The organism is Pelagicoccus sp. SDUM812003 (genome assembly GCF_031127815.1).
In the GTDB taxonomy this organism is placed as follows: domain Bacteria; phylum Verrucomicrobiota; class Verrucomicrobiia; order Opitutales; family Opitutaceae; genus Pelagicoccus.
In genome coordinates this window covers 526,192-545,395 of record NZ_JARXHY010000001.1, presented here as the reverse complement: position 1 = coordinate 545,395, position 19,204 = coordinate 526,192, and the positions used below count along the sequence as shown (strand labels likewise).

18 protein-coding genes are annotated in these 19,204 nt (G+C 60.0%); 14 read left to right on the top strand and 4 right to left on the bottom strand.

Annotated features, from left to right (window positions below):
- Nucleotides 1–254 precede the first annotated feature (254 nt).
- The 12 genes from QEH54_RS02185 (at nucleotide 255) to QEH54_RS02130 (ending at nucleotide 14,780) form a co-directional block, all read left to right on the top strand.
- A complete protein-coding gene (locus QEH54_RS02185; protein ID WP_309016977.1) occupies nucleotides 255–701 on the top strand; it encodes an azurin in 447 nt (148 codons plus the stop codon).
- A 53-nt stretch (nucleotides 702–754) separates the two neighbouring features.
- On the top strand, nucleotides 755–1,177 hold the full coding sequence (locus QEH54_RS02180; RefSeq protein WP_309016976.1) for a hypothetical protein: 423 nt from the start codon (nucleotides 755–757) through the stop codon (nucleotides 1,175–1,177).
- A 15-nt stretch (nucleotides 1,178–1,192) separates the two neighbouring features.
- A complete protein-coding gene (locus QEH54_RS02175) occupies nucleotides 1,193–1,918 on the top strand; it encodes a DUF2071 domain-containing protein (protein ID WP_309016975.1) in 726 nt (241 codons plus the stop codon).
- A 349-nt stretch (nucleotides 1,919–2,267) separates the two neighbouring features.
- Nucleotides 2,268–4,502 carry a catalase/peroxidase HPI gene (katG, locus tag QEH54_RS02170; protein WP_309016974.1) on the top strand — a complete coding sequence of 745 codons (2,235 nt, stop codon included), beginning with the start codon at nucleotides 2,268–2,270 and terminating at the stop codon, nucleotides 4,500–4,502.
- 285 nt (nucleotides 4,503–4,787) lie between these two features.
- Nucleotides 4,788–6,068: a flagellin gene (locus QEH54_RS02165; protein WP_309016973.1), complete on the top strand. Its 1,281-nt coding sequence runs from the start codon at nucleotides 4,788–4,790 to the stop codon at nucleotides 6,066–6,068.
- Nucleotides 6,069–6,158: 90 nt separating this feature from the next.
- On the top strand, nucleotides 6,159–7,967 hold the full coding sequence (gene mpaA / locus QEH54_RS02160) for a murein tripeptide amidase MpaA (RefSeq protein ID WP_309016972.1): 1,809 nt from the start codon (nucleotides 6,159–6,161) through the stop codon (nucleotides 7,965–7,967).
- A gap of 131 nt (nucleotides 7,968–8,098) precedes the next feature.
- A complete protein-coding gene (locus QEH54_RS02155; RefSeq protein WP_309016971.1) occupies nucleotides 8,099–9,358 on the top strand; it encodes a DUF2264 domain-containing protein in 1,260 nt (419 codons plus the stop codon).
- 191 nt (nucleotides 9,359–9,549) lie between these two features.
- Nucleotides 9,550–10,413: an aldo/keto reductase gene (locus tag QEH54_RS02150; RefSeq protein WP_309016970.1), complete on the top strand. Its 864-nt coding sequence runs from the start codon at nucleotides 9,550–9,552 to the stop codon at nucleotides 10,411–10,413.
- On the top strand, nucleotides 10,410–12,182 hold the full coding sequence (locus QEH54_RS02145) for a thiamine pyrophosphate-requiring protein (protein ID WP_309016969.1): 1,773 nt from the start codon (nucleotides 10,410–10,412) through the stop codon (nucleotides 12,180–12,182). The genes QEH54_RS02150 and QEH54_RS02145 overlap by 4 nt, the downstream gene beginning before the upstream one ends.
- 308 nt (nucleotides 12,183–12,490) lie before the next feature.
- Nucleotides 12,491–12,928 carry a hypothetical protein gene (locus tag QEH54_RS02140; RefSeq protein WP_309016968.1) on the top strand — a complete coding sequence of 146 codons (438 nt, stop codon included), beginning with the start codon at nucleotides 12,491–12,493 and terminating at the stop codon, nucleotides 12,926–12,928.
- A 92-nt stretch (nucleotides 12,929–13,020) separates the two neighbouring features.
- The gene (locus QEH54_RS02135; protein WP_309016967.1) at nucleotides 13,021–14,046 is read left to right on the top strand and encodes an alpha/beta hydrolase; all 1,026 of its coding nucleotides are present in this window, start codon (nucleotides 13,021–13,023) and stop codon (nucleotides 14,044–14,046) included.
- A 119-nt stretch (nucleotides 14,047–14,165) separates the two neighbouring features.
- Nucleotides 14,166–14,780, top strand: coding sequence for a trimeric intracellular cation channel family protein (locus tag QEH54_RS02130; RefSeq protein WP_309016966.1), 615 nt, complete (start codon nucleotides 14,166–14,168; stop codon nucleotides 14,778–14,780).
- A gap of 21 nt (nucleotides 14,781–14,801) precedes the next feature.
- On the opposite strand, the gene QEH54_RS02125 is transcribed toward QEH54_RS02130, so the two are convergent.
- From QEH54_RS02125 to QEH54_RS02115, 3 genes are all read right to left on the bottom strand, one after another.
- Complete coding sequence (locus QEH54_RS02125) at nucleotides 14,802–15,344, bottom strand: NUDIX hydrolase (protein WP_309016965.1); 543 nt, start codon at nucleotides 15,342–15,344, stop codon at nucleotides 14,802–14,804.
- Between the two features lie 123 nt (nucleotides 15,345–15,467).
- A complete protein-coding gene (locus QEH54_RS02120; RefSeq protein WP_309016964.1) occupies nucleotides 15,468–16,436 on the bottom strand; it encodes a mechanosensitive ion channel family protein in 969 nt (322 codons plus the stop codon).
- 7 nt (nucleotides 16,437–16,443) lie between these two features.
- Nucleotides 16,444–16,872: a hypothetical protein gene (locus QEH54_RS02115; protein WP_309016963.1), complete on the bottom strand. Its 429-nt coding sequence runs from the start codon at nucleotides 16,870–16,872 to the stop codon at nucleotides 16,444–16,446.
- Between the two features lie 232 nt (nucleotides 16,873–17,104).
- Here QEH54_RS02115 and QEH54_RS02110 point away from each other — a divergent pair, with 232 nt between their 5' ends.
- Nucleotides 17,105–17,272, top strand: coding sequence for a hypothetical protein (locus tag QEH54_RS02110; protein WP_309016962.1), 168 nt, complete (start codon nucleotides 17,105–17,107; stop codon nucleotides 17,270–17,272).
- A gap of 70 nt (nucleotides 17,273–17,342) precedes the next feature.
- A complete protein-coding gene (locus QEH54_RS02105) occupies nucleotides 17,343–17,894 on the top strand; it encodes a MerR family transcriptional regulator (RefSeq protein WP_309016961.1) in 552 nt (183 codons plus the stop codon).
- 7 nt (nucleotides 17,895–17,901) lie between these two features.
- Here QEH54_RS02105 and QEH54_RS02100 read toward each other — a convergent pair whose 3' ends face one another.
- The gene (locus tag QEH54_RS02100) at nucleotides 17,902–19,152 is read right to left on the bottom strand and encodes a S41 family peptidase (RefSeq protein WP_309016960.1); all 1,251 of its coding nucleotides are present in this window, start codon (nucleotides 19,150–19,152) and stop codon (nucleotides 17,902–17,904) included.
- Nucleotides 19,153–19,204: the final 52 nt, after the last annotated feature.

The following is a 19,204-nucleotide window of genomic DNA, read 5'->3' as shown; positions in this document are numbered from 1 at the left end:
AAGTGAAATCGCCTTCGATCGTGGGCTGCGCCCTGGCACTGCGAGACGCTCTTCGTTTCAGCGACTGACGAATCGCGAGACGCGGATCGACCAGCTATGCTACGGGATACCCCCCAGAAGAGTGCGGATCGATTGCCTTCGAGAAGCGTCCGTTCCTAATCTACGCCTTCAGCTTAACTAATACCCAAGCCGGCAGTTCAATCGATTCCCATCGTCGGACCGTATGCCCTAGGAACACTCAAAGCCAACAGCCAATGAAATACTTCAACAGACTCCTAACCTTACTTTGTATTCTCGCTTCAACTACATTTGCCTATGCGGCCAAAGAGGTTACCGTGAACGCCGACGACACCATGCGCTTCGACGTTTCGCAAATCGAAGCGAGCGCCGGCGAGCCGCTGACCATCGTGCTGCACAACGTCGGCAAGCTGCCTAAAGCGGCCATGGGTCACAATCTGGTGATTCTCAAGCCCGGTACCGACGTGGCAGCGTTCGGCAATGCAGCGGTGGGGGCTGCGGGAAACGAATACATCCCCCAGGAAGCACCCCACGCATCCAGCGTGCTCGCCCACACCAAGCTTCTAGGTCCGGGCGAAACCGATACCGTGACCTACACTTTCGACAGCCCTGGCGAATACCCATTCATCTGCTCCTTTCCCGGTCATTGGGCCCTCATGAAAGGAACCATCGTCGTCAAATAGACGCCCGAGCAACTGCTTTCTGAACAATGAACGCGGCGAGTCGATAGCTTTGAATGAATCCTAGCCACTCGCCGCTTTTCATCGTTTCCTATGCAGTCGACTTCGGCCTGTGCGTGCTAATCTGGCTGGTGCAACTTGTGGTTTATCCATCTTTTCGATACATCGAAAAAACGAACTTCGCAGCTTGGCACGCGAGGTACACCAACGCCCAAGGCTTCATCGCCGGGCCGCTCATGGTCGCCCAACTCGCCCTCGCCCTGATCTCGCTCGGCCTGACGAAAAGCGTCCACTCGACCAGCTATGTCGCTCTGGTGGCGGCGACTTGGGTGGTCACCTTCTCTCGATTCGTTCCCCTGCATCGCGCGCTACAGCGAAGCGGAAAGCGCAGCGAAACCATCGAAAGTCTCCTGCGCCTAAACTGGCTTCGAGTCGGTCTTTGGAGCGTCATCGCCTTGCGCCTGCTCTTCGCGCTCTAGCCTTCCATGCCTTCGATGCATCCCGCCCTTCGCGAACGAAACCACCGCCCCTGGCCCGTACCCAACGGCCCCTGGATGCTCGAGCAGAGATGGCGCAACCTGCTCTTTCTACACTGGGAAGTATCCATCAGCTCGATACGCGAACGCATACCCAAAAGCCTCGAGATCGACACCTTCGACGGTTCCGCCTGGATCGCGATCGTTCCTTTCGAAATGACCGGCGTCGGGCCACGCGGCATGCCAAAGCCCAAAGGCATCAGCGACTTCCCCGAGATCAACGTGCGCACTTACGTGCGCCACGGCGGCAAGCCCGGCGTTTGGTTCTTCTCGCTCGACGTGCCTCATCGTCTGCCGGTCTGGCTCGCCCGCGCCTTCTTTCATCTGCCCTACTTTCGAGCCACCATGCAGGTTTCCTCCACCAGTTCGGGCCAAACCCGCTACCAGTCGACGCGCCCGGACCGCGTCTTCGACGGAGGCTACGGTCCGAGCTCCCCCTTCGAGGCCCGAGCGGACAGCTTCGAACGCTGGGCGACCGAGCGCTACTGCTTCTATGCGGCCAGCCGAAACGGAAATCTGTTTCGAGCCGAAGTCCAACATCCGCCGTGGCCCCTGCATATCGGGGAATTTGAGATCGAACGCAACACCATGCTGGCGCCCTTCGAAATCGGAGGGCAGCACCCTAGCGTCCTCTTCGCGCAGGACCTTCCTGTGGTGGCCTGGCTGCCGCGACGCTGCGACTGATCCACATGGAGACCTCACAGACACCCCGTTTGAAAACCAAATTCCTCCTCTCGCGCCATCAAGGCGCGTTTCATTGCCGGCGAGACCGACAAGCGCGTTGCAATCCGCTCCTTTCAAGCCATGCTTCCGAGCTCAGTTGTAAATCCTCCCCACATTCCCTCGCCACCCTCCACCCACCCTTTCCAGTCCAACGCTCGCTAGCGCGCCTTCGCGCCGACGCTCCGGTCTTTCCGACTCGCGCTGCGAGAAACGAGCAAGCCCCATCGGCCCTTTTGCCGCCCAGACGATCCGGACCGATCGAACCACCCACCTTTACTTCATACCAACCATCAGAAAGGAACCCAAGCCCATGAGCACAGAAAGCAAATGCCCCTTCCACCATTCCGCCGGCGGCGGCACCACCAACCACGACTGGTGGCCCAACCAGCTCAAGATCGAACTCCTCCGCCAGCACTCGTCTCTCTCCGATCCCATGGGCGAGACGTTCAGCTACAAGGAAGCCTTCGAAAGCCTCGACCTCGAAGCGGTCAAAAAGGACCTGCACGCCTTGATGACCGACTCCCAAGACTGGTGGCCCGCCGACTTCGGACACTACGGACCGCTCTTCATTCGCATGGCCTGGCACAGCGCCGGCACCTACCGGACGGGTGACGGACGTGGCGGCGGCGGGCGAGGTCAGCAGCGATTTGCCCCGCTCAACAGCTGGCCGGACAACGTCAGCCTGGACAAGGCCCGACGCCTCCTTTGGCCCATCAAACAGAAGTACGGACGCAAGATCTCCTGGGCGGACCTGATGATCCTCACCGGAAACGTGGCTCTGGAATCCATGGGCTTCAAAACCTTCGGCTTCGCCGGCGGTCGCCAGGACACCTGGGAGCCGGACAAGGACGTCTACTGGGGCCGCGAAACGACCTGGCTCGGCGGCGACGAACGCTATGCCCACGGCTCGGAAGGCGTGGACAAGGAACACAGCGCCCTCGTTTCCGACGACGATGCCGACGGCGACATCCATAGCCGAAATCTCGAGAACCCGCTCGCCGCAGTGCAGATGGGCCTCATCTACGTCAATCCGGAAGGACCGGACGGAAACCCGGACCCGCTGAAAGCCGCTCACGACATCCGCGAAACCTTCGCCCGCATGGCCATGAACGACGAGGAAACGGTGGCCCTGATCGCCGGCGGACATACCTTCGGTAAAACCCACGGAGCCGGTCCCGCCGACGCGGTCGGTCCGGACGTGGAAGCCGCCCCCATCCACCAGCAGGGCCTCGGCTGGCAGAGCAGCCACGGCTCAGGAAAAGGCGCCGACACCATCACCAGCGGACTGGAGGTCACTTGGACCACCACCCCGACAAAATGGAGCAACGGCTTCTTCAAAAACCTTTTCGAATACGAATGGGAGCTCACGAAAAGTCCCGCCGGGGCCCATCAATGGACTCCGAAAAACGGCGCCGGAGCGGGCACCGTGCCACACGCCCACGATCCGTCGCAAAAGATCGCGCCTGCGATGCTCACTACCGACCTCTCCCTGCGCTACGATCCTGAATACGAAAAGATATCCCGCCGCTTCTACGAAAATCCGGACGAGTTCGCGGACGCCTTCGCCAGAGCCTGGTTCAAGCTGACCCATCGCGACATGGGCCCGCGCGCCCGCTACCTGGGTCCGGAAGTTCCCAAAGAGGAGCTGCTCTGGCAGGATCCCATCCCAGCCGTCGATCACGAGCTGATCGACGACGACGATGTCGCGGCCCTGAAAAAGAAGATCCTCGCCTCGGGACTCACCGTATCCGAACTCGTATCCACCGCTTGGGCCTCCGCCTCCACCTACCGGGGATCCGACATGCGCGGCGGGGCCAATGGAGCCCGCATCCGACTGGCTCCGCAAAAGGACTGGCAGGTCAATCAACCGGAAACGTTGGCCAGGGTCCTGCGAACCCTCGAGGGCATTCAAAAGGAATTCGAAAAAACCGTTTCGCTGGCCGATCTCATCGTGCTGGGAGGCTGCGCAGGGATCGAACAAGCCGCCAAGGCCGCCGGCAGCGAAATCACCGCGCCCTTCGCCCCTGGCCGCATGGACGCCTCCCAAGAGCAAACCGACGTCGAAGCCTTCGACGTTCTCGAACCAGTGGCCGATGGATTCCGCAACTACTTGAAGACGCGGTTTTCCGTATCAGCGGAGGAACTACTCGTCGACAAGGCTCAACTACTCGGTCTCACCGCCCCGGAACTGACTGTACTGATTGGCGGTATGCGCGCCATGGATACGAACTGGGACGGATCCAAGCATGGCGTTTTCACCGACAAGCCAGGCGCCCTCAGCAACGACTTCTTCCGAAATCTGCTGGACATGAGCATCGCTTGGCTCCCGCAAGATCGAGAGGAGCAGGTCTTCGACGGACGCGATCGCAAGACAGGAGAAGTCAAATGGACCGCCACCCGAGTCGACCTGGTCTTCGGTTCCAACTCCGAACTCCGGGCCCTGGCGGAAGTCTACGGCAGCAGCGACGCGCAAGAGAAGTTTCTCCACGACTTCGTGGCCGCCTGGAGCAAGGTGATGAACGCGGACCGCTTCGACCTGAAGTAGCCCGCGGCCGCCGCCTAGCGATCGCACGACGCAATGCCTCGGAGCTCCCAGCCCCGAGGCATTTTCATGCCCGCCCCCCACCAAAGAAGGGCGTCCCGACACAACGACCCAGGATGAGTTTTTCTTATACCATGCATCTTTTCCCCTAAAGCCCCGTGAGTAACGTCCGTAGTAAATGCCCTGTCGAACCCAACCAGCTAAGGGATACACCTGCATTTCCCTCGGCCGGCCACCGACAACGCCTAATCGCCAACACGGACGTTGGCCCCTTTTTCACGGACGGAAATGCCAATCACAATCAACACCAATTCGGCAGCGACCAGCGCTGCGATCAACCTCTCGCGGTCCAACCAGCTTCTCAACCAAAGCCTCAATCGGCTCTCCAGCGGTTCGAAGATCGTCAACCCCTCCGACGACGCGGGCGGCCTGGCCGTCTCCATGAAAATGAAGGCCGCGACACACCGCCAAGCCCAGGCCCGAACCAACGTCGGAAACGCCATCTCGTATTTGCAAACCCAGGACGGGGCTTTGGAAAGCGCCAGCAAGATCCTCAATCGCATGAGCGAGCTCAAAACGCTCTACGGGGACCAGACCAAGAACGCCACCGACCTAGCCAACTACGACCGAGAGTTCAGCGAGCTGCAAACTCAGCTGAGCAGCCTGGCGGACGAGACGTTCAACGGGATCTCCCTCTTCAGCTCCAGCTCCATGAGCATCGGAGTCGGCGGCGAGAATCTGGAAAACAAGGTGTCCTTGGGCGGAGCGGAGCTGTTCGGCACGACGACGACCACCTCCACCAGCGCCACCACGCTGCTGAGCGACAACTTTTCTGATCTGAGCAACTGGACCGACGCCAGCACAGGCAACCACACCGCATCGGCCTCTGGCGGCCAGCTCACTCTGATCGGCGACGCCGGACCGGACGATGCCCTGGTGGAAAGCAATCAAACCTTCAGCGGTGCCTTCGAAGTCACCTTCAATTCCCAATCTCCCAACAACAGCGAAATCGAACTGGAAATGGGTGGCGTTTCCGTTTTCGAATACGATTTCTCCGATACCAACGCGCACTCGTTTAGAGTCGTTTTCGACGGAAACGGCGGGACTGAAACCTATGTAGATGGCTCATCCACCGCCTTCGCCACCACCAGCGGCGTTCCCACATCCGGAAAGATTGGACTGCTCAACGACTACTTCACGACCACCTACGTCTCGAACTTCAACGCGACCAGCGAAACCACTACCACCACCTCGACCTCGAACACCTCCTCGGTGCGGGACGCCAGCGGTCTTGCCAACGTCTCCATCGACGAGATCAAAGGGGCCATCCAGGACGTCGCCACGCTTCGAGCCGACAACGGGGCCCAGCAATCGCGCCTGCAGTTCGCCGACGAAATGCTAACCATAAACATGAGCAACCTGGAGGCTGCCAACAGTCGCATCACCGACGTCGATGTCGCCCAGGAGTCGACCGCTCTCGCCCGTGCCAACATTCTGGTTCAAGCCGGAGCTTCGATGCTCAGCCAAGCGAATCAGTCCTCGCAAATCGCCCTCCGACTTCTCGGCTAGGGCAGGATCCAGGCGGCGGCGAAGGCTCCACGATGAGCGAGTTCTCGACTCTCGCTCCCCAGCTGGCTGAAATCCTGCTGCTCCCAGCCCATGCTCACGCCGTCCCTCTGCCTTTATCCGCTTCGATTGAAACGCCCTTGGGCCATCGCCAGTCGCCTTGGGCCAAACGGAAACGGCATCTCTCAGAAAGGGGTCTGGCTGCTGAAGCTGACGGACGAGACCGGAGTCATAGGATTCGGCGAAGCGTCCCCAGTGAGCACCTACGGCGAATCCCTGCTGAGCGTATTGGCATTTCTGCGACAGATCGACTGGAGCCGCCTTTCGTTTCGCTCCATCGGGCAAAGCCTCGACTACCTGCATTCCCATTCGGGCAATTTCGCCGCTCGCTCCATGGTCGACCTGGCGCTGCACGACGGAGCCGACAAAGCGGTAGGGTCCGCTGCCCAGCCCATGCTTCAGCGAGGAGCTTCGCCCTCAATCACGACCCTGCAACCTAGCTCGTTTAGTATCGGCATTTCGGATCCGCGCGAGCTGATCTGCGCAGCGGAGGACGCCTCGCGATTTCCTATCATAAAACTCAAAGCCGGCAAAACGGATCTCGCGGAGGCCTTGAGAGCCTTTCGCTCCGTAAGTCCGGAAGCCCTCGTCCGCATCGACGGAAACGAAGCGTGGGCCGACAAGGAGCGAGCCCTCAGGCAAATCGAAACCGCCCTTTCGTTTGGTCCCATCGAATTCATCGAGCAACCGATGCCGCGCGATACGCCGCCGGAAGATCTGGTTTGGCTTAAGGAACGCAGCCCGCTGCCATTGGTCGCCGATGAATCCTTCCAAGGCGTTGAGGATCTGGCTCGATGCGCCAGCGGCTTTCACGGCATCAACCTGAAACTGGTCAAAACAGGAGGGCTGGCCCCGGCTCGCGAGCTGCTCGAAGAAGCCCGCAAACACGAATTGAAGATCCTGCTCGGCTGCATGATCGAAAGCAGCCTCGGCATCGCGGCGGCCCTTCACCTCGCGCCGGATGTCGATTGGCTCGATCTGGACGGAGCTCTCTTGACTTCAAACGACCCATTCACCGGCGTATCGGAAAAACGAGGACAGCTTTCGTTCTCAAATTCCGACAACCCACGAGGGCTGGGCGCCACTCCCTTGATCGACTACTGGAACTCACCCGCAACGGTTGAACGCCCGATGGATCGACGCGGCACCATCCCCTTCCTCTCCGAAATCTACGGCTATTCGTTGAATAAGATTCCCCTCGAAGTGTTTCTGCCGTCCAGCGGACAGTGCGACGTCCTTATCTTCGCCTCCATCCACGGAGAGGAATCAGAGACTACCGCCTTGCTCTCCAAAGCCCTTCGCAGCCTGGAGTCGCCACCTCAGCGCTGCGCCGTAGCGCTCTGCGCCAACCCGGACGGCACCTTGCTCGGCACACGTGGAAACGCCCGCGGCGTGGAGCTGAACAGGAACTTTCCAAGCTCCAACTGGAGACCCGGCGCCGTTTCCGCGAAATGGGCACCCGACGGGGGACGCGTCTCCTTTTCCACCGGCAGCGAACCTGCCTCCGAGCCGGAAACCAAAGCCTTGATCCAGCTGGTCGAAACGCTTGATCCGAAATGCGTGATCGCTTTGCACGCGCCTCTGGCTTGCATCGACGATCCCGAATACAGTCCGTTGGGCTATCGGCTCGCCAAGACCGCGAAACTGCCCCTTGTGGGAGATATTGGATACGAAACGCCCGGATCCTTCGGCAGCTGGGCCAAGGAGAACGGCTACCACGTCATCACCTACGAGCTCCCACCCGTTTCCGTCTCCGCCACCCATGACAGCCACTTGAAAAGCCTCATCGAAGTGCTGCAGTACGGACTCGAGGAACCGGATAGCATCTCGGCGGCGGGCTGACCCGCAGTCCTCCTTCAGCTGGCGATTCGAGAGCCGCATCCAACTTTCGAATACTTTTCGCGGAGAAACGCGCTTGCGGGGCGAGCGAATCCGTCCCAGGGTCGGCATTCGTTTTCTACCCCCGATACTCCATGAAACGAAGAGACTTCCTAGCTGCCGCCACCGCCAGCGGCGCCCTCACCGCCTTGGGCAAGACCGCCCTCGCTCAGCAGAAACCGCCCGCTTCGCAGACTCAGGACGACTACGCCTACTTCTCCTCCCTGCTGCAAAAGATCTCCGGCCCGGTCCTGGAGCTCTTCGCCAGCGAGCGCTTCCACAGCGACTTCCCGATCGAGGTCAATACCAACACCGACGGCCGCGACAACCGCATCGTGCATCTGGAATGCTTCGGCCGGACCATCGCCGGCGCCGCCCCATGGCTCGCCAACACAGCGCCTGGACCGGACCTAGCGGCCCGAGACGCGCTGCGCGAAATGGCCCTGCTCGCCTACGAACACTCGGTTGATCCGCAGAGCTCCGACTACTTCAACTGGGAGCTGGATCACGGCCAGCTCCTGGTGGACTCCGCCTACTACACCCAAGCCATGCTGCGCGCTCCATTCCTCTGGGAACAGCAAAGCAGGAAGACCCAGCAACGCATCGTCGCAGCGATAAAATCCCTGCGGCGCGTCAGTCCGCCCTACACCAACTGGCTGCTCTTCGCCGCTATGAACGAGGCTTTTCTCATGCAGGTCGGCGAGCAGTACGACCCGATCCGCCTGGAGCTCACGCTTCGCAAGTTTCAGGAGTGGTACGTGGGAGACGGCTGGTTCGCCGACGGCCAGCATTTCGCTTTCGACTACTACAACTCCTATGTCATCCACCCCATGCTTCTCGACATCCTCGAGGTCATGACCGCCCACGACACCTACTACTGGCACGGCGACATTCAGGACGTGTACGATCTTCAGCTGAAGCGCAGCCAACGCTTCGCCGAACACCTGGAGCGCCTCATTTCCCCGAGCGGCACCTACCCGCCGATCGGACGTTCCCTCACCTACCGCACCACCGCCTTCCAGCTGCTGGCCCAGCTGGCCCTGAAGAAGCAGCTGCCGGAAACGCTGCCTAGCGGCCGCGTGCGCTCCGCCCTCCGGGCCGTGCACGAAGCCATCTTCTCCCACCCCAGCAACTTCACCGAAGACGGCTACCTGCGCATCGGTTTCGCCGGAGGCGACCTCGCTCTCGGCGACTGGTACTCGAACTCCGGCAGCATGTACATCACCACCGCCAGCTTTCTGCCGCTCGGTCTGCCGGCGGACGACGCCTACTGGACCGAGCCAAGTCAGGATTGGACGCAGAAATTGGCCTTCTCCGGACGCCCCTTCCGCAAGGACTATTCGGTGGAGTACTAGAACCGTCACGCTCGGCGCAAACAGCAGCCATCCCCGCAGTCGCGTTTCCCGTTTACCCGGTCAAGGGAGAGGTCAGCCCCAAAAGGCGACGCCACCCTTGCAGGCTGCAAGGGACCGGGCTGCAATCTGCAGGATACCCTACCGCCGCACAGGGGGCGCAGTGTTGGCGCGCGCTCTGCACTCCCCGGGGCATGATTGCTACCACTGAAACACTACGCGCCCCATTGTTCACGAAGCGCATCCGCGGTGAGGACGTGCCCACGCTCGGATTCGGCACCTACGAGCTGGAAGACGAAACCTGCTCGACCTCGGTGAAGACCGCCTTGGAAACCGGCTACCGGCACATCGATACCGCCCGCGTCTACGGAAACGAGCAAGAGGTTGGCTGGGGTATCCGGCGTTCCTCCGTCGACCGAGATCAAATCTTCCTCACCAGCAAAGTCTGGTGGGAGGACCTCGAACCGGAGCTGCTGGTCAGCGAGATCGAAAAAAGTCTGGTCGAGCTTCAGGTCGACTACCTCGACCTGGCCTTGATCCACTGGCCGAACAAGCAAATCCCTCTGCCGCAATGCCTGGATACCCTGCACAACCTACAGGAGGCGGAAAAGATCCGGCACTTCGGCGTGAGCAACTTTCCGCCGAGCCTGTTCGAGGAGGCCGTGAAACGTTCGGAGGTCTTCTGCAACCAAGTGGAATACCATCCACTGCTCGACCAGGAAGACCTGCTGCAGCTGGCTCGAGAGAACGATACCGCGCTCACCGCCTACTCGCCACTGGCTCAAGGCAACGTGATGGACGAACCCGAGCTTGAGCAAATCGCGGATAAGCACGGCAAGTCGCCTGGCCAAGTGGCCCTGCGCTGGCTGATCGAACAGGACAACGTTCTCGCCATCCCACGCTCGTCCTCACCTGAGCACATCGAAGGCAACTTCGACATCTTCGACTTCGAGCTCGATGAAGCGGATCAGCGCCGCATCGCCAACCTGCCCAAGGATCGACGACAGGTCGATCCGGACTTCGCTCCGGATTGGGAGGAGAAGGGAGATTCGTCATGAGCAAGCAGAATGTATCAGATTTCATCATACAGCGACTGATCGACTGGAAGGTCGAGCGGGTGTATGGATACTCCGGAGACGGAATCAACGGAGCCATGGCAGCCTTGCGACGCAAGCGCGAGTTCATGGAGTTCATTCAAACCCGACACGAGGAATCCGCCGCCTTCATGGCCTGCGCCCATTCCAAGTTCACAGGAAATCCGGGAGTCTGCATCGCCACCGGGGGCCCCGGCGCCATCCATTTGCTGAACGGGCTCTACGACGCCAAACTGGACCATCAGCCGGTGGTGGCGATCGTCGGACAAAAGCCGCGCCACGCCATGGGCAGCAACTCCCTGCAGGAAGTCAACCTATCCGGACTCTTCGCCGACGTCAGCGAATACGTGGAGACGATCAACGTGCCGGAACAGGCGCCGGTGGTTATGGACCGCGCCCTGCGCATCGCTCAGGACCGCCGAGGCGTGTGCACTGTGATCTTGCCGAGCGACGTGCAAACCCTCGATATGCCGAGCGAGATCGAACCCGCGCACGACGTGGCCCGATCGGCCACCGGCTACGCTCGGCCCAAGGTGATTCCGCAAAAGTCGGACCTGGCCATCGCCGCGGAGATCCTCAACTCCGGCAAGCGCGTCGCCATTCTCGCCGGCGCGGGCTGCTTGGAAGCGAGCAAAGAGCTCGAGCAGGTCGCGGAAAAACTGCAAGCCGGCGTCGCCAAAGCCCTGCTGGGCAAGGCGGTTCTGCCGGACGATCGCCCTTTCGTGACCGGTTGTATCGGCCTATTGGGTACGGAACCTAGCGCCAAGATGATGAAGGAGTGCGACACCTTGCTCATGGTCGGCACCTCGTTTCCTTACACGGAGTTTCTGCCAGATAACGGGCAGGCGCGCGGGGTGCAGATCGACATCCAAGGAAAGTCGCAATCCGTCTTCTACCCGATGGAGAAGAACCTCACCGGCGATGCGAAAAGCACGCTCGCCGAGCTGCTGCCCCTGCTGGAAACAAAGAAACGCGACGAGTGGCGAGAAGGCATCGAAGCCAACGTGGCTGATTGGTGGAAGAAACTGGAGGAGCGGGCCCACCAGAAAGCCAATCCGATCAATCCGCAGCGCGTTTTCTGGGAGCTCTCCTCCCGTCTGCCCGACAAGGCGATTCTCTGCGCTGACTCCGGCACCGCCGCCAACTGGTTCGCTCGCGATATCAAGATTCGCGAGGGGATGAAGGCGTCCCTATCAGGCAAGCTGGCATCCATGTGCCCCGCCGTTCCCTACGCTATCGCAGCGAAGATGGCATACCCGGACCGCGTGCCCTTCGCCCTGATCGGAGACGGAGCCATGCAAATGCTCGGTATCACAAATCTCATTACGATTTCCAAGTACTGGCAAAGCTGGGACGATCCTCGGCTGGTCATCCTGGTCTTGAACAATCAGGACCTCGCCCAAGTGACATGGGAGATGCGAGCCATGGAGGGCGACCCGAAATTCGAAGCTTCGCAAAAGATCCCCGATATGGACTACGCGAAGTTCGCCCGCGACCTTGGTCTCGCGGGCCGTCGTACCGACAACCCGGACCAAATAGGCGAGATCTGGGACGAGGCGCTGCAGGCGGATCGTCCGTTCGTTATCGACGCCCTCACCGATCCCGAGGTTCCCACCATTCCTCCGCACATCACCTTCGAGCAGACCAAGAACTACCTCTCCGCAACACTCAAAGGCGACGCTGGCAGACTGGGGTTTCTCCGCCAATCCATTCGAGATTTCCTAGCCCGCTAGCTCAGCCGCGGAAACCGCTCGAAGTAAGAATCAACGAAAACGGGGTCGTCTTGTTCGCCAAGGCGACCCTACGCGCGCCGCCCCTCAATGCCGCCACTTTCAGCTCCATCGAGGCGCGCCGCTCCCTGCAATCCCGAGCCTAAACAGCTGCATTTTGCAACCTCCAGCAAACCCGCTAAAACGCTGCCCCATAGAGAGCTTTCCATCCTAAGCCTCTTGCCAATCGTCACTTGCATCCAAGGTGGAAACCGAGGCCATTAGCATGGCGCATGCCCTGCATTAGAGCTTTCATGAAAGAGCAGACCAACATGGAACAATCAGAAGCAACGGATCAAAGGAACAGATCTTCGCGCGGGTACCTCGCGGTGGCGGGCTGCACGCTCATCTACGTGGGCGCCATGTACGTGCTGATGAGCGCGTTCTCCGCGTTCGTCGCAGCCAGCCATGAAAATCAAATGAATCCTCAGGCCGAAGGCTTCGCGTCCTTTGGATGGCTAGCGGACGTCTTCGAGTTCTCGCCTCGCGGTCTAGTAGCGATCGGATTGCTCACCCAGGTAGTCCTTGGCTGGATACTGGGCATTTTCACCATCGTCGCTGGATTCAAAGCCTTGAAAGGCAAAAGCCTGTCCTTCGTGCGCAAGGTGTCGATCGCGAACCTGTTCTACTTCCCCATCGGCAGCACGATCGGCGTCATGGCTTTGCTGGGTCTGAAACGCCCCAGCGTAAAGGCACAGTTCAGAAGCTAGCTGCTAAGCCATTCATTCTCCCTTACCCATCAGTCCGTGGTGATGCGTGGCCCGCGCACGCCTCCCGTTTTACGCCTTCAAAACCCGACGCCATGAATCGCCTGAACCGATTGCGCAAACCCAACATCATTAGCCCACTTGCCTGCGTTCTACTCGCCCTCGGCGCGACCGCTTTGGCTCACGCTCAAGGAATTAGGCTCGAAGGCTATCCGTATCCATTTCCCGAGCGCGTATTCGTGTTCGAAAGCCAACGCCAGCAGCTGGAAATGGTCTACATGGACCAGGAACCAGACGCGAGGGAACGGGGAGAGAGCGTGCTGCTCCTGCACGGAAAGAACTTCTCCGGATCCTACTTCGAAGAGACCGCCAAGGCCCTCGTCGAGCAGGGCTATCGCGTGGTGATGCCCGATCAGGTCGGCTTCGGAAAATCCAGCAAACCGCAGAACTACGCTTACAGTTTTCACCAGCTCGCTCTCAACACCAAGCGATTGCTGGAGGAGCTGAAAATCGAGTCCGTTCACGTACTCGGCCACTCCATGGGTGGAATGATCGCCAGGCGCTTCGCACTGATGTATCCGGAGTCCACTGACACGCTCACCTTGCTAAACCCAATCGGTCTAGAGGACTGGAAAGCCGATGGCGTCCCCTACCGTCCTATCGACGAGTGGTACGAGAGAGAGCTAGGTAAGACCAAGGAAAAGATAAAGGAGTATCAGCTTTCTTCATACTACGACGGAAAATGGAAAGATGCCTACGACCCATGGGTTGAACAGCTTGCGGCATACCTCGACAGTCCGAACTACCCTCGCATGGCTTGGAATCAGGCCCTTACCTACGACATGATTTACGCCCAGCCTGTCGTCTACGAGTTTCCCAAGATCGAGGTTCCAACTCTGCTCATCATCGGGCAACGAGACCGCACCGCCCTCGGCAAGGACATGGTGGACCCGAAGACCAAGGCTCGACTCGGCAACTATCCCGAACTCGGGCAGGCGACCCACGAGGCCATCCGCAACTCGGAACTAGTGGAGCTCGAGGGCATCGGTCACCTGCCGCACATCGAGGCCTTCGAGCGCTTCGTTTCCCCCTACCTGAGCTTTCTCAAGTCCAATAGCTGATCGCAGCCAAGCGCGGCTCGTCGTGCGAAGCGGTCGCGACGGGACGGAAAATCCCGTTTTCAGAGGAATGATAAAATCGACAATCGTCGCGGAGTGATGTCGATTGAGCGGCTTCCATCATGCTGCACGCTCTCGACATCTTCGGCACCATCGTCTTCGCCCTCACCGGAGTCTTCGCCGCGGGGCGAAACAACCTCGATCTCTTCGGAGCGCTCGTCCTCGCCTTCGTCACTGCGGTGGGCGGCGGCACCCTGCGCGATCTCATCCTCGGCGTGCCCGTTTTCTGGCTTCCGAACCCGCTCTACCTGTACCTGATACTCGGCACCTGGGCAGGCGCTCTGATCGCCGCTCGCATCACACGCCACATCCCGCGCGGCACCATCCTATGGTCCGACGCCCTGGGATTGTCCGCCTTCACGGTGATGGGGACGGCCAAGGCCTTGGAAAACGGCCAGACTGCCGCGGTGGCCATCCTCATGGGCACGCTCACCAGCGTGGCGGGCGGATTGATCCGCGACCTTCTCGCTGGACGCCAACCGATGGTGCTCAACCAGCAACGCCTCTACGCCACCGCCTCCATCGCAGGCTGCGCGGTGTTCGTGACCCTGCAGCCCTGGAGCCAGCAATGGGCCACTCTCGCCGCCATGGCAGCCACCTTCACGCTTCGCGCCGGAGCCTTGCTCTGGGACTGGAAGCTACCGATCTATCCCACGAACGCGGAGCACGGGGACTAGCCAGTCCTCCGCCAGCCGCCGCTACCGAGCTTGCAGCCATTTCCTAGCCATGCGCAGCATGGATTCCTCGCGGGTGTAGGCGGAGATCCCTTCAACCTCCACCCAGGCCAGCTCCAGCGACTCCGCGCTGACCTGAAACGCTTCCGAGCCTGTCGATCGGACCACGAAGCGAAGGTCGTAGTGGTAGTGCGACGGCACTCCTTTTCGCTCCGGGATGAGGTGGATGTCGAGATCGAAGACACGCCCGTTCTCGAGCTGCAAGTCCGGCAATCCGGACTCCTCCCGAGCCTCGCTCAACGCCACCTGGGTCACATCCGCTTCGCCATCCGCATGACCGCCCAGCTGGAACCACTGCCCAAGTTTGCGGTGATGCGTAAGCAAAACATGGGTACCGGCCCCGTTGACAAGCCAGGCCGACCCCGTGACATGCCCCTCAAGGCAGCTGCGCTCGAAACAGTCCTCCCGCCGCCGGACGAATTCCAGAAACCGCTCGCAAGTCGCGCTCTCCTCGCTCCATCGCGAACGGTATTCCTCCAGCAGTCGAATCAAAGGCTCTCTTTTCACAACAGGGCCATAGCTCAGAGCACCCTTTCGCCCAAGCGTTTTCTCGCCCCAGGGATCCGATCGCGGCGGCCGCTCGATCGAACCGGACGCCCGCCCCACTGATCGCTCTCCGGGGTCAGGGATTCAGGACTCCTTCTCGGTATCCACGATCTGGCGACTTTTTCCCACGCTTCCGGCCTGATAGTTCACCTGCGAAGGACGTCCCAGGTGAATGCCTTCCTGGTCGAAGCGCCGCTTCACTTCGCGCTGCACCTCCCAAGTCATGCGCATCGCAGTCGGCAGGTCCCTGGCCCACAACGGCACGCGATAGTTGACCATGCTGCCATTGAAATCGAGCAGCTGCACGTCAACCAGCGGGACCCCTTCCGCCACTTCCTCGTCCGTACGGAGATCGAGCAAGTCCTTGTGGGCGCGCGACACCTCGACGATGATTTTCTCCGCTCGCTCCAGATCCGACTCGAAGTCGATGCTGATGAACATGAACTTCTGAGCCTTCTCGTCGCGAATGGACCAGTTGATGATCGCTTCGGTATCGATCACCGAATTCGGGTAGATCAAGCGCTTGTTCTCCAGGGCTCGAATCACCGTGTGCCGCAAGGTGATGTCCTCGATGGTACCGATCTCCCCGCCGATCTTGATGATGTCGTCCACTCGAAAGGGCTTGAAGAGCACGATGAAAATGCCGCTCACGATGTTGGAAAACGCTTTTTGCGAGGCGAAGCCGATGATCGCCGCCAAGATGCTGGCGCCCGCGAAGAAGCCCACCGCGAGCGACCGAACCGCAGGGATGCTGTACACCACCGCCACCGTGGCCAAAACGAAAATGGTGGCCGTCACCGCGTTGCGCAGGAAGGCGATGCCGGTGCGCCGTTCGCTGTTCATGGCCTTCCTCAAGTTGCGCTCGAACAAACGACGCGCCACCAGGTTCAGAACCGCCGCAGCAACCACCACAACCAAGATGTTGATGAGGATGTTGTACGGGATCCTCTCGAGCCACTGCTCCCAATTCATCGCTTCTCCGCCAGCCGGTTTCGCGCCAAGCGTCGACGCCAGTGCCTGTCCTGGGCCATGCCCCTCGTTTCCCTCCGCCACCGCATGACTATTCCAAGTATTTGCCAGTCCAGTTTCCCACTGCCGGAAGCTCTTCCAGCAGCTCCTTAAGATCGAGGCGGAGGAAGAACACGGCGTTGTTGAGGGTGGAAAAGACCGCCACCGACTGCGTCGCGGAAACGTCAGAGGCCACCTTCTGCGAACCCGCTGTGGCCCCGACTCCTCTGGTGACGATTGCAACCCGCGTCCCGTTGTACTCGGGAAGCTCCTTCATCAGGCGCTCGCTGAAGCGCTTCATGCCTTGAGTATCCAGGAGGAGGTTCGCCTCCACGATGGCCAGAACACGCGTCCGGGCGTTCACCCAGCCACGGCGGACCGACGCGGCTTTGTTCTCAAAAATGTCCTCACCCGAGGCGTCTCCCGTTATCTCCTCGAAAATAAGGTTAAGCTTCTCGGAATAGCTCGCTGTGGCGCTCATGTCTTGGATACGACAAAACCGTCGTTTACTTGATCACCCTCGCCCACAGTCCGCCGATCGTCAACCGACAGCGCAACGTCGGCGGCCCGAAGAGGAACGCTCGAATCGGGCCCATCGAAAAAACCGAACTTTCCGCTAGACCTGACTACGGCCTCATAGCGCACAGTGGCCGGATCGACGTCGGACACGAAAGCGTCGAAACACTGAACCGAAAACAGCTATGAGCAAACCAATGAGTAAAGACGACTTCGTCGAAATCCTGCAGAACTGCGGCATCACCGAGCAGCAGATGGAATCGCTTCATCGACAGATGGAGCAACGGTTTCCTGACTCCCATCTGGGATTCTTGAAGTTCCTCCGAATCGAGGACAAAGAGATCGAGCGCATACGCCGACTCTAGAAACCGCCACCTCGGGATTGCTCCGGGCGCCCTCCGGAGCAATCCTATTCAACTCCATCCTCCTCCAGCCATGTACACCATTCGCGAACTCGCCCTGCGCCACCGCCTGTCTCGTAGCGCCTTGCTCTACTACGACGAGATCGATCTCCTTCCCCCAAGCGCCCGCACAGCGGCAAACTATCGTCTATACGACCAATCAGCAGCCGAACGACTGGAGCGCATCTGCGACTACCGTCAGGCCGGGCTCTCGCTTGAACGAATCAAGGAACTGCTCAGCGATCCGCCCAGCCGCGTCACGCGGGCCCTAAACGCCCGACTCACCGAAATCAATCGCGAGATCAAAGACCTGCGCCAGCAACAGGCGAAAATCGTATCCATGCTCAAAAGCTCGTCGCGCTTTCGAGCGACGCGCTACATGGACAAGGAACGTTGGGTCGAGCTGATGGGCGCGTCCGGTCTTAGCGAAGACGATATGCGTCGCTGGCACCAAACCTTCGAAGCGGCCTCTCCCGAAGCGCACCAGGACTTTCTCGAGTCCATCGGCATCCCAGCCGACGAGATCGTCTCCATCAGAAACGCCTCCCGAGAGACCGGATTCGAGAAGCGACAGGAGCCTTGCTGAGCCGAGCTCACCGCTCGCCCTTGCGAGCCAAGGCTTGGAAAACGACGAGGGCCGCTTCGTCCACCCCGTCGCTATAGCGTTCCCAGCTCGGCTCGATCACCAGGTCCGGCTGCACGAATTCGGTATCGTCGAGCTGAAGTCGGAACAGCCGCTTCGAGTAGCAGACCCCCAGCTTGGAGTTCGGCAAATAGATCTGCCCCATGTCCTGATAGCCCACCGGACGCGCCCCCGAGGGTTCGCCCACTATCCGAGCGTTGAGAATCTGCCGAAACTGCACCGCGTTCACCATGGAGGCGGAAAAGGTCTGACGATCGGTAAGAACGTAAACGCCTGACAGCCAATCGATGGTGTCGATGTAGTTGAGGTATTGAGCAATCTTCAATCCCGCGAAAAGGTCGCCACCGTAGTTGCCTCTCAAGTCGATCACCACATTCTGGATACCGCCATCGGAGACATGCATGTACAAGCGGCGCGAAAACGATTCCATCTCCTCCATCGATCGATATCGATGGAATCGCAGGTAAACCGTGCGCCCATCTTCCATGGTCTTGAACCAAAGATCCCGATCCTTCGTACCTTCTGGGGGCGTCAGATCCGGAGAGGCGAGCCGATAGGCCACGTACTCGCTTTCTTCATTCGCATCCGCCTGAAGGACGATCGTTCGAAGCGCGCCGCCTTCGAGCTCAAACACGAAGCGAGCCCGCGTCGCCTGCTCGCAAATGCCGAGTCCCTGCAGCAGCTCGCTGCTTGTCAAATAACTCGCCACGCGACTCCGTCGAGACTGGGCGTTATCGGCGAATGGCACGATATCCGCGAACAGCTCAGCCGCTTCGGCGATATCCGTTTCCTCGATACGCAATAGCTTCGCCCCCAGTAGCGACTCGTAGCGTTTGTCCACCCGAGTTATTCGAAACTCGCCCTCGAACTCGTATAGATCAAACGGATACCGATCGAGCGAAATCTCCCACAATGGGAGGGCGGTATGGCTGTCGCCGATGTCGCTCGTCAGTCGCATCAGTTCCACGATGACCTCGAAGCGACTGAGCTCCGGGAGCCGCTCGCGAATCGCTTCGACGCGCTGAACGAAGGCTTCCTCGCTCAGCCTGTGGTAGAGGTCGATGTGATTCGATTCGAGCTGGCCGCGATAAACGTCGAGATCTTCGCTCCAGCTGGCGACAAATCGATCCGTCGACGCCCAGCAGGGAAACGCGACGGAAACCGCGAGAGCGATCCCCAGAAGGGAGACTACGTTGACCATTGGCACCGCGCTATCGCGACAGGACTCGTTTCGATTGCAAGCCTTCCGTCAT

Bases quoted from the DNA above. Each gene is read 5' to 3' on its own strand.
- QEH54_RS02185 (WP_309016977.1), top strand. From the start codon at position 255: ATGAAATACTTCAACAGACTCCTAACCTTACTTTGTATTCTCGCTTCA.
- QEH54_RS02180 (WP_309016976.1), top strand. From the start codon at position 755: ATGAATCCTAGCCACTCGCCGCTTTTCATCGTTTCCTATGCAGTCGAC.
- QEH54_RS02175 (WP_309016975.1), top strand. From the start codon at position 1,193: ATGCATCCCGCCCTTCGCGAACGAAACCACCGCCCCTGGCCCGTACCC.
- katG (WP_309016974.1), top strand. From the start codon at position 2,268: ATGAGCACAGAAAGCAAATGCCCCTTCCACCATTCCGCCGGCGGCGGC.
- QEH54_RS02165 (WP_309016973.1), top strand. From the start codon at position 4,788: ATGCCAATCACAATCAACACCAATTCGGCAGCGACCAGCGCTGCGATC.
- mpaA (WP_309016972.1), top strand. From the start codon at position 6,159: ATGCTCACGCCGTCCCTCTGCCTTTATCCGCTTCGATTGAAACGCCCT.
- QEH54_RS02155 (WP_309016971.1), top strand. From the start codon at position 8,099: ATGAAACGAAGAGACTTCCTAGCTGCCGCCACCGCCAGCGGCGCCCTC.
- QEH54_RS02150 (WP_309016970.1), top strand. From the start codon at position 9,550: ATGATTGCTACCACTGAAACACTACGCGCCCCATTGTTCACGAAGCGC.
- QEH54_RS02145 (WP_309016969.1), top strand. From the start codon at position 10,410: ATGAGCAAGCAGAATGTATCAGATTTCATCATACAGCGACTGATCGAC.
- QEH54_RS02140 (WP_309016968.1), top strand. From the start codon at position 12,491: ATGGAACAATCAGAAGCAACGGATCAAAGGAACAGATCTTCGCGCGGG.
- QEH54_RS02135 (WP_309016967.1), top strand. From the start codon at position 13,021: ATGAATCGCCTGAACCGATTGCGCAAACCCAACATCATTAGCCCACTT.
- QEH54_RS02130 (WP_309016966.1), top strand. From the start codon at position 14,166: ATGCTGCACGCTCTCGACATCTTCGGCACCATCGTCTTCGCCCTCACC.
- QEH54_RS02115 (WP_309016963.1), bottom strand. From the start codon at position 16,872: ATGAGCGCCACAGCGAGCTATTCCGAGAAGCTTAACCTTATTTTCGAG.
- QEH54_RS02110 (WP_309016962.1), top strand. From the start codon at position 17,105: ATGAGTAAAGACGACTTCGTCGAAATCCTGCAGAACTGCGGCATCACC.
- QEH54_RS02105 (WP_309016961.1), top strand. From the start codon at position 17,343: ATGTACACCATTCGCGAACTCGCCCTGCGCCACCGCCTGTCTCGTAGC.
- QEH54_RS02100 (WP_309016960.1), bottom strand. From the start codon at position 19,152: ATGGTCAACGTAGTCTCCCTTCTGGGGATCGCTCTCGCGGTTTCCGTC.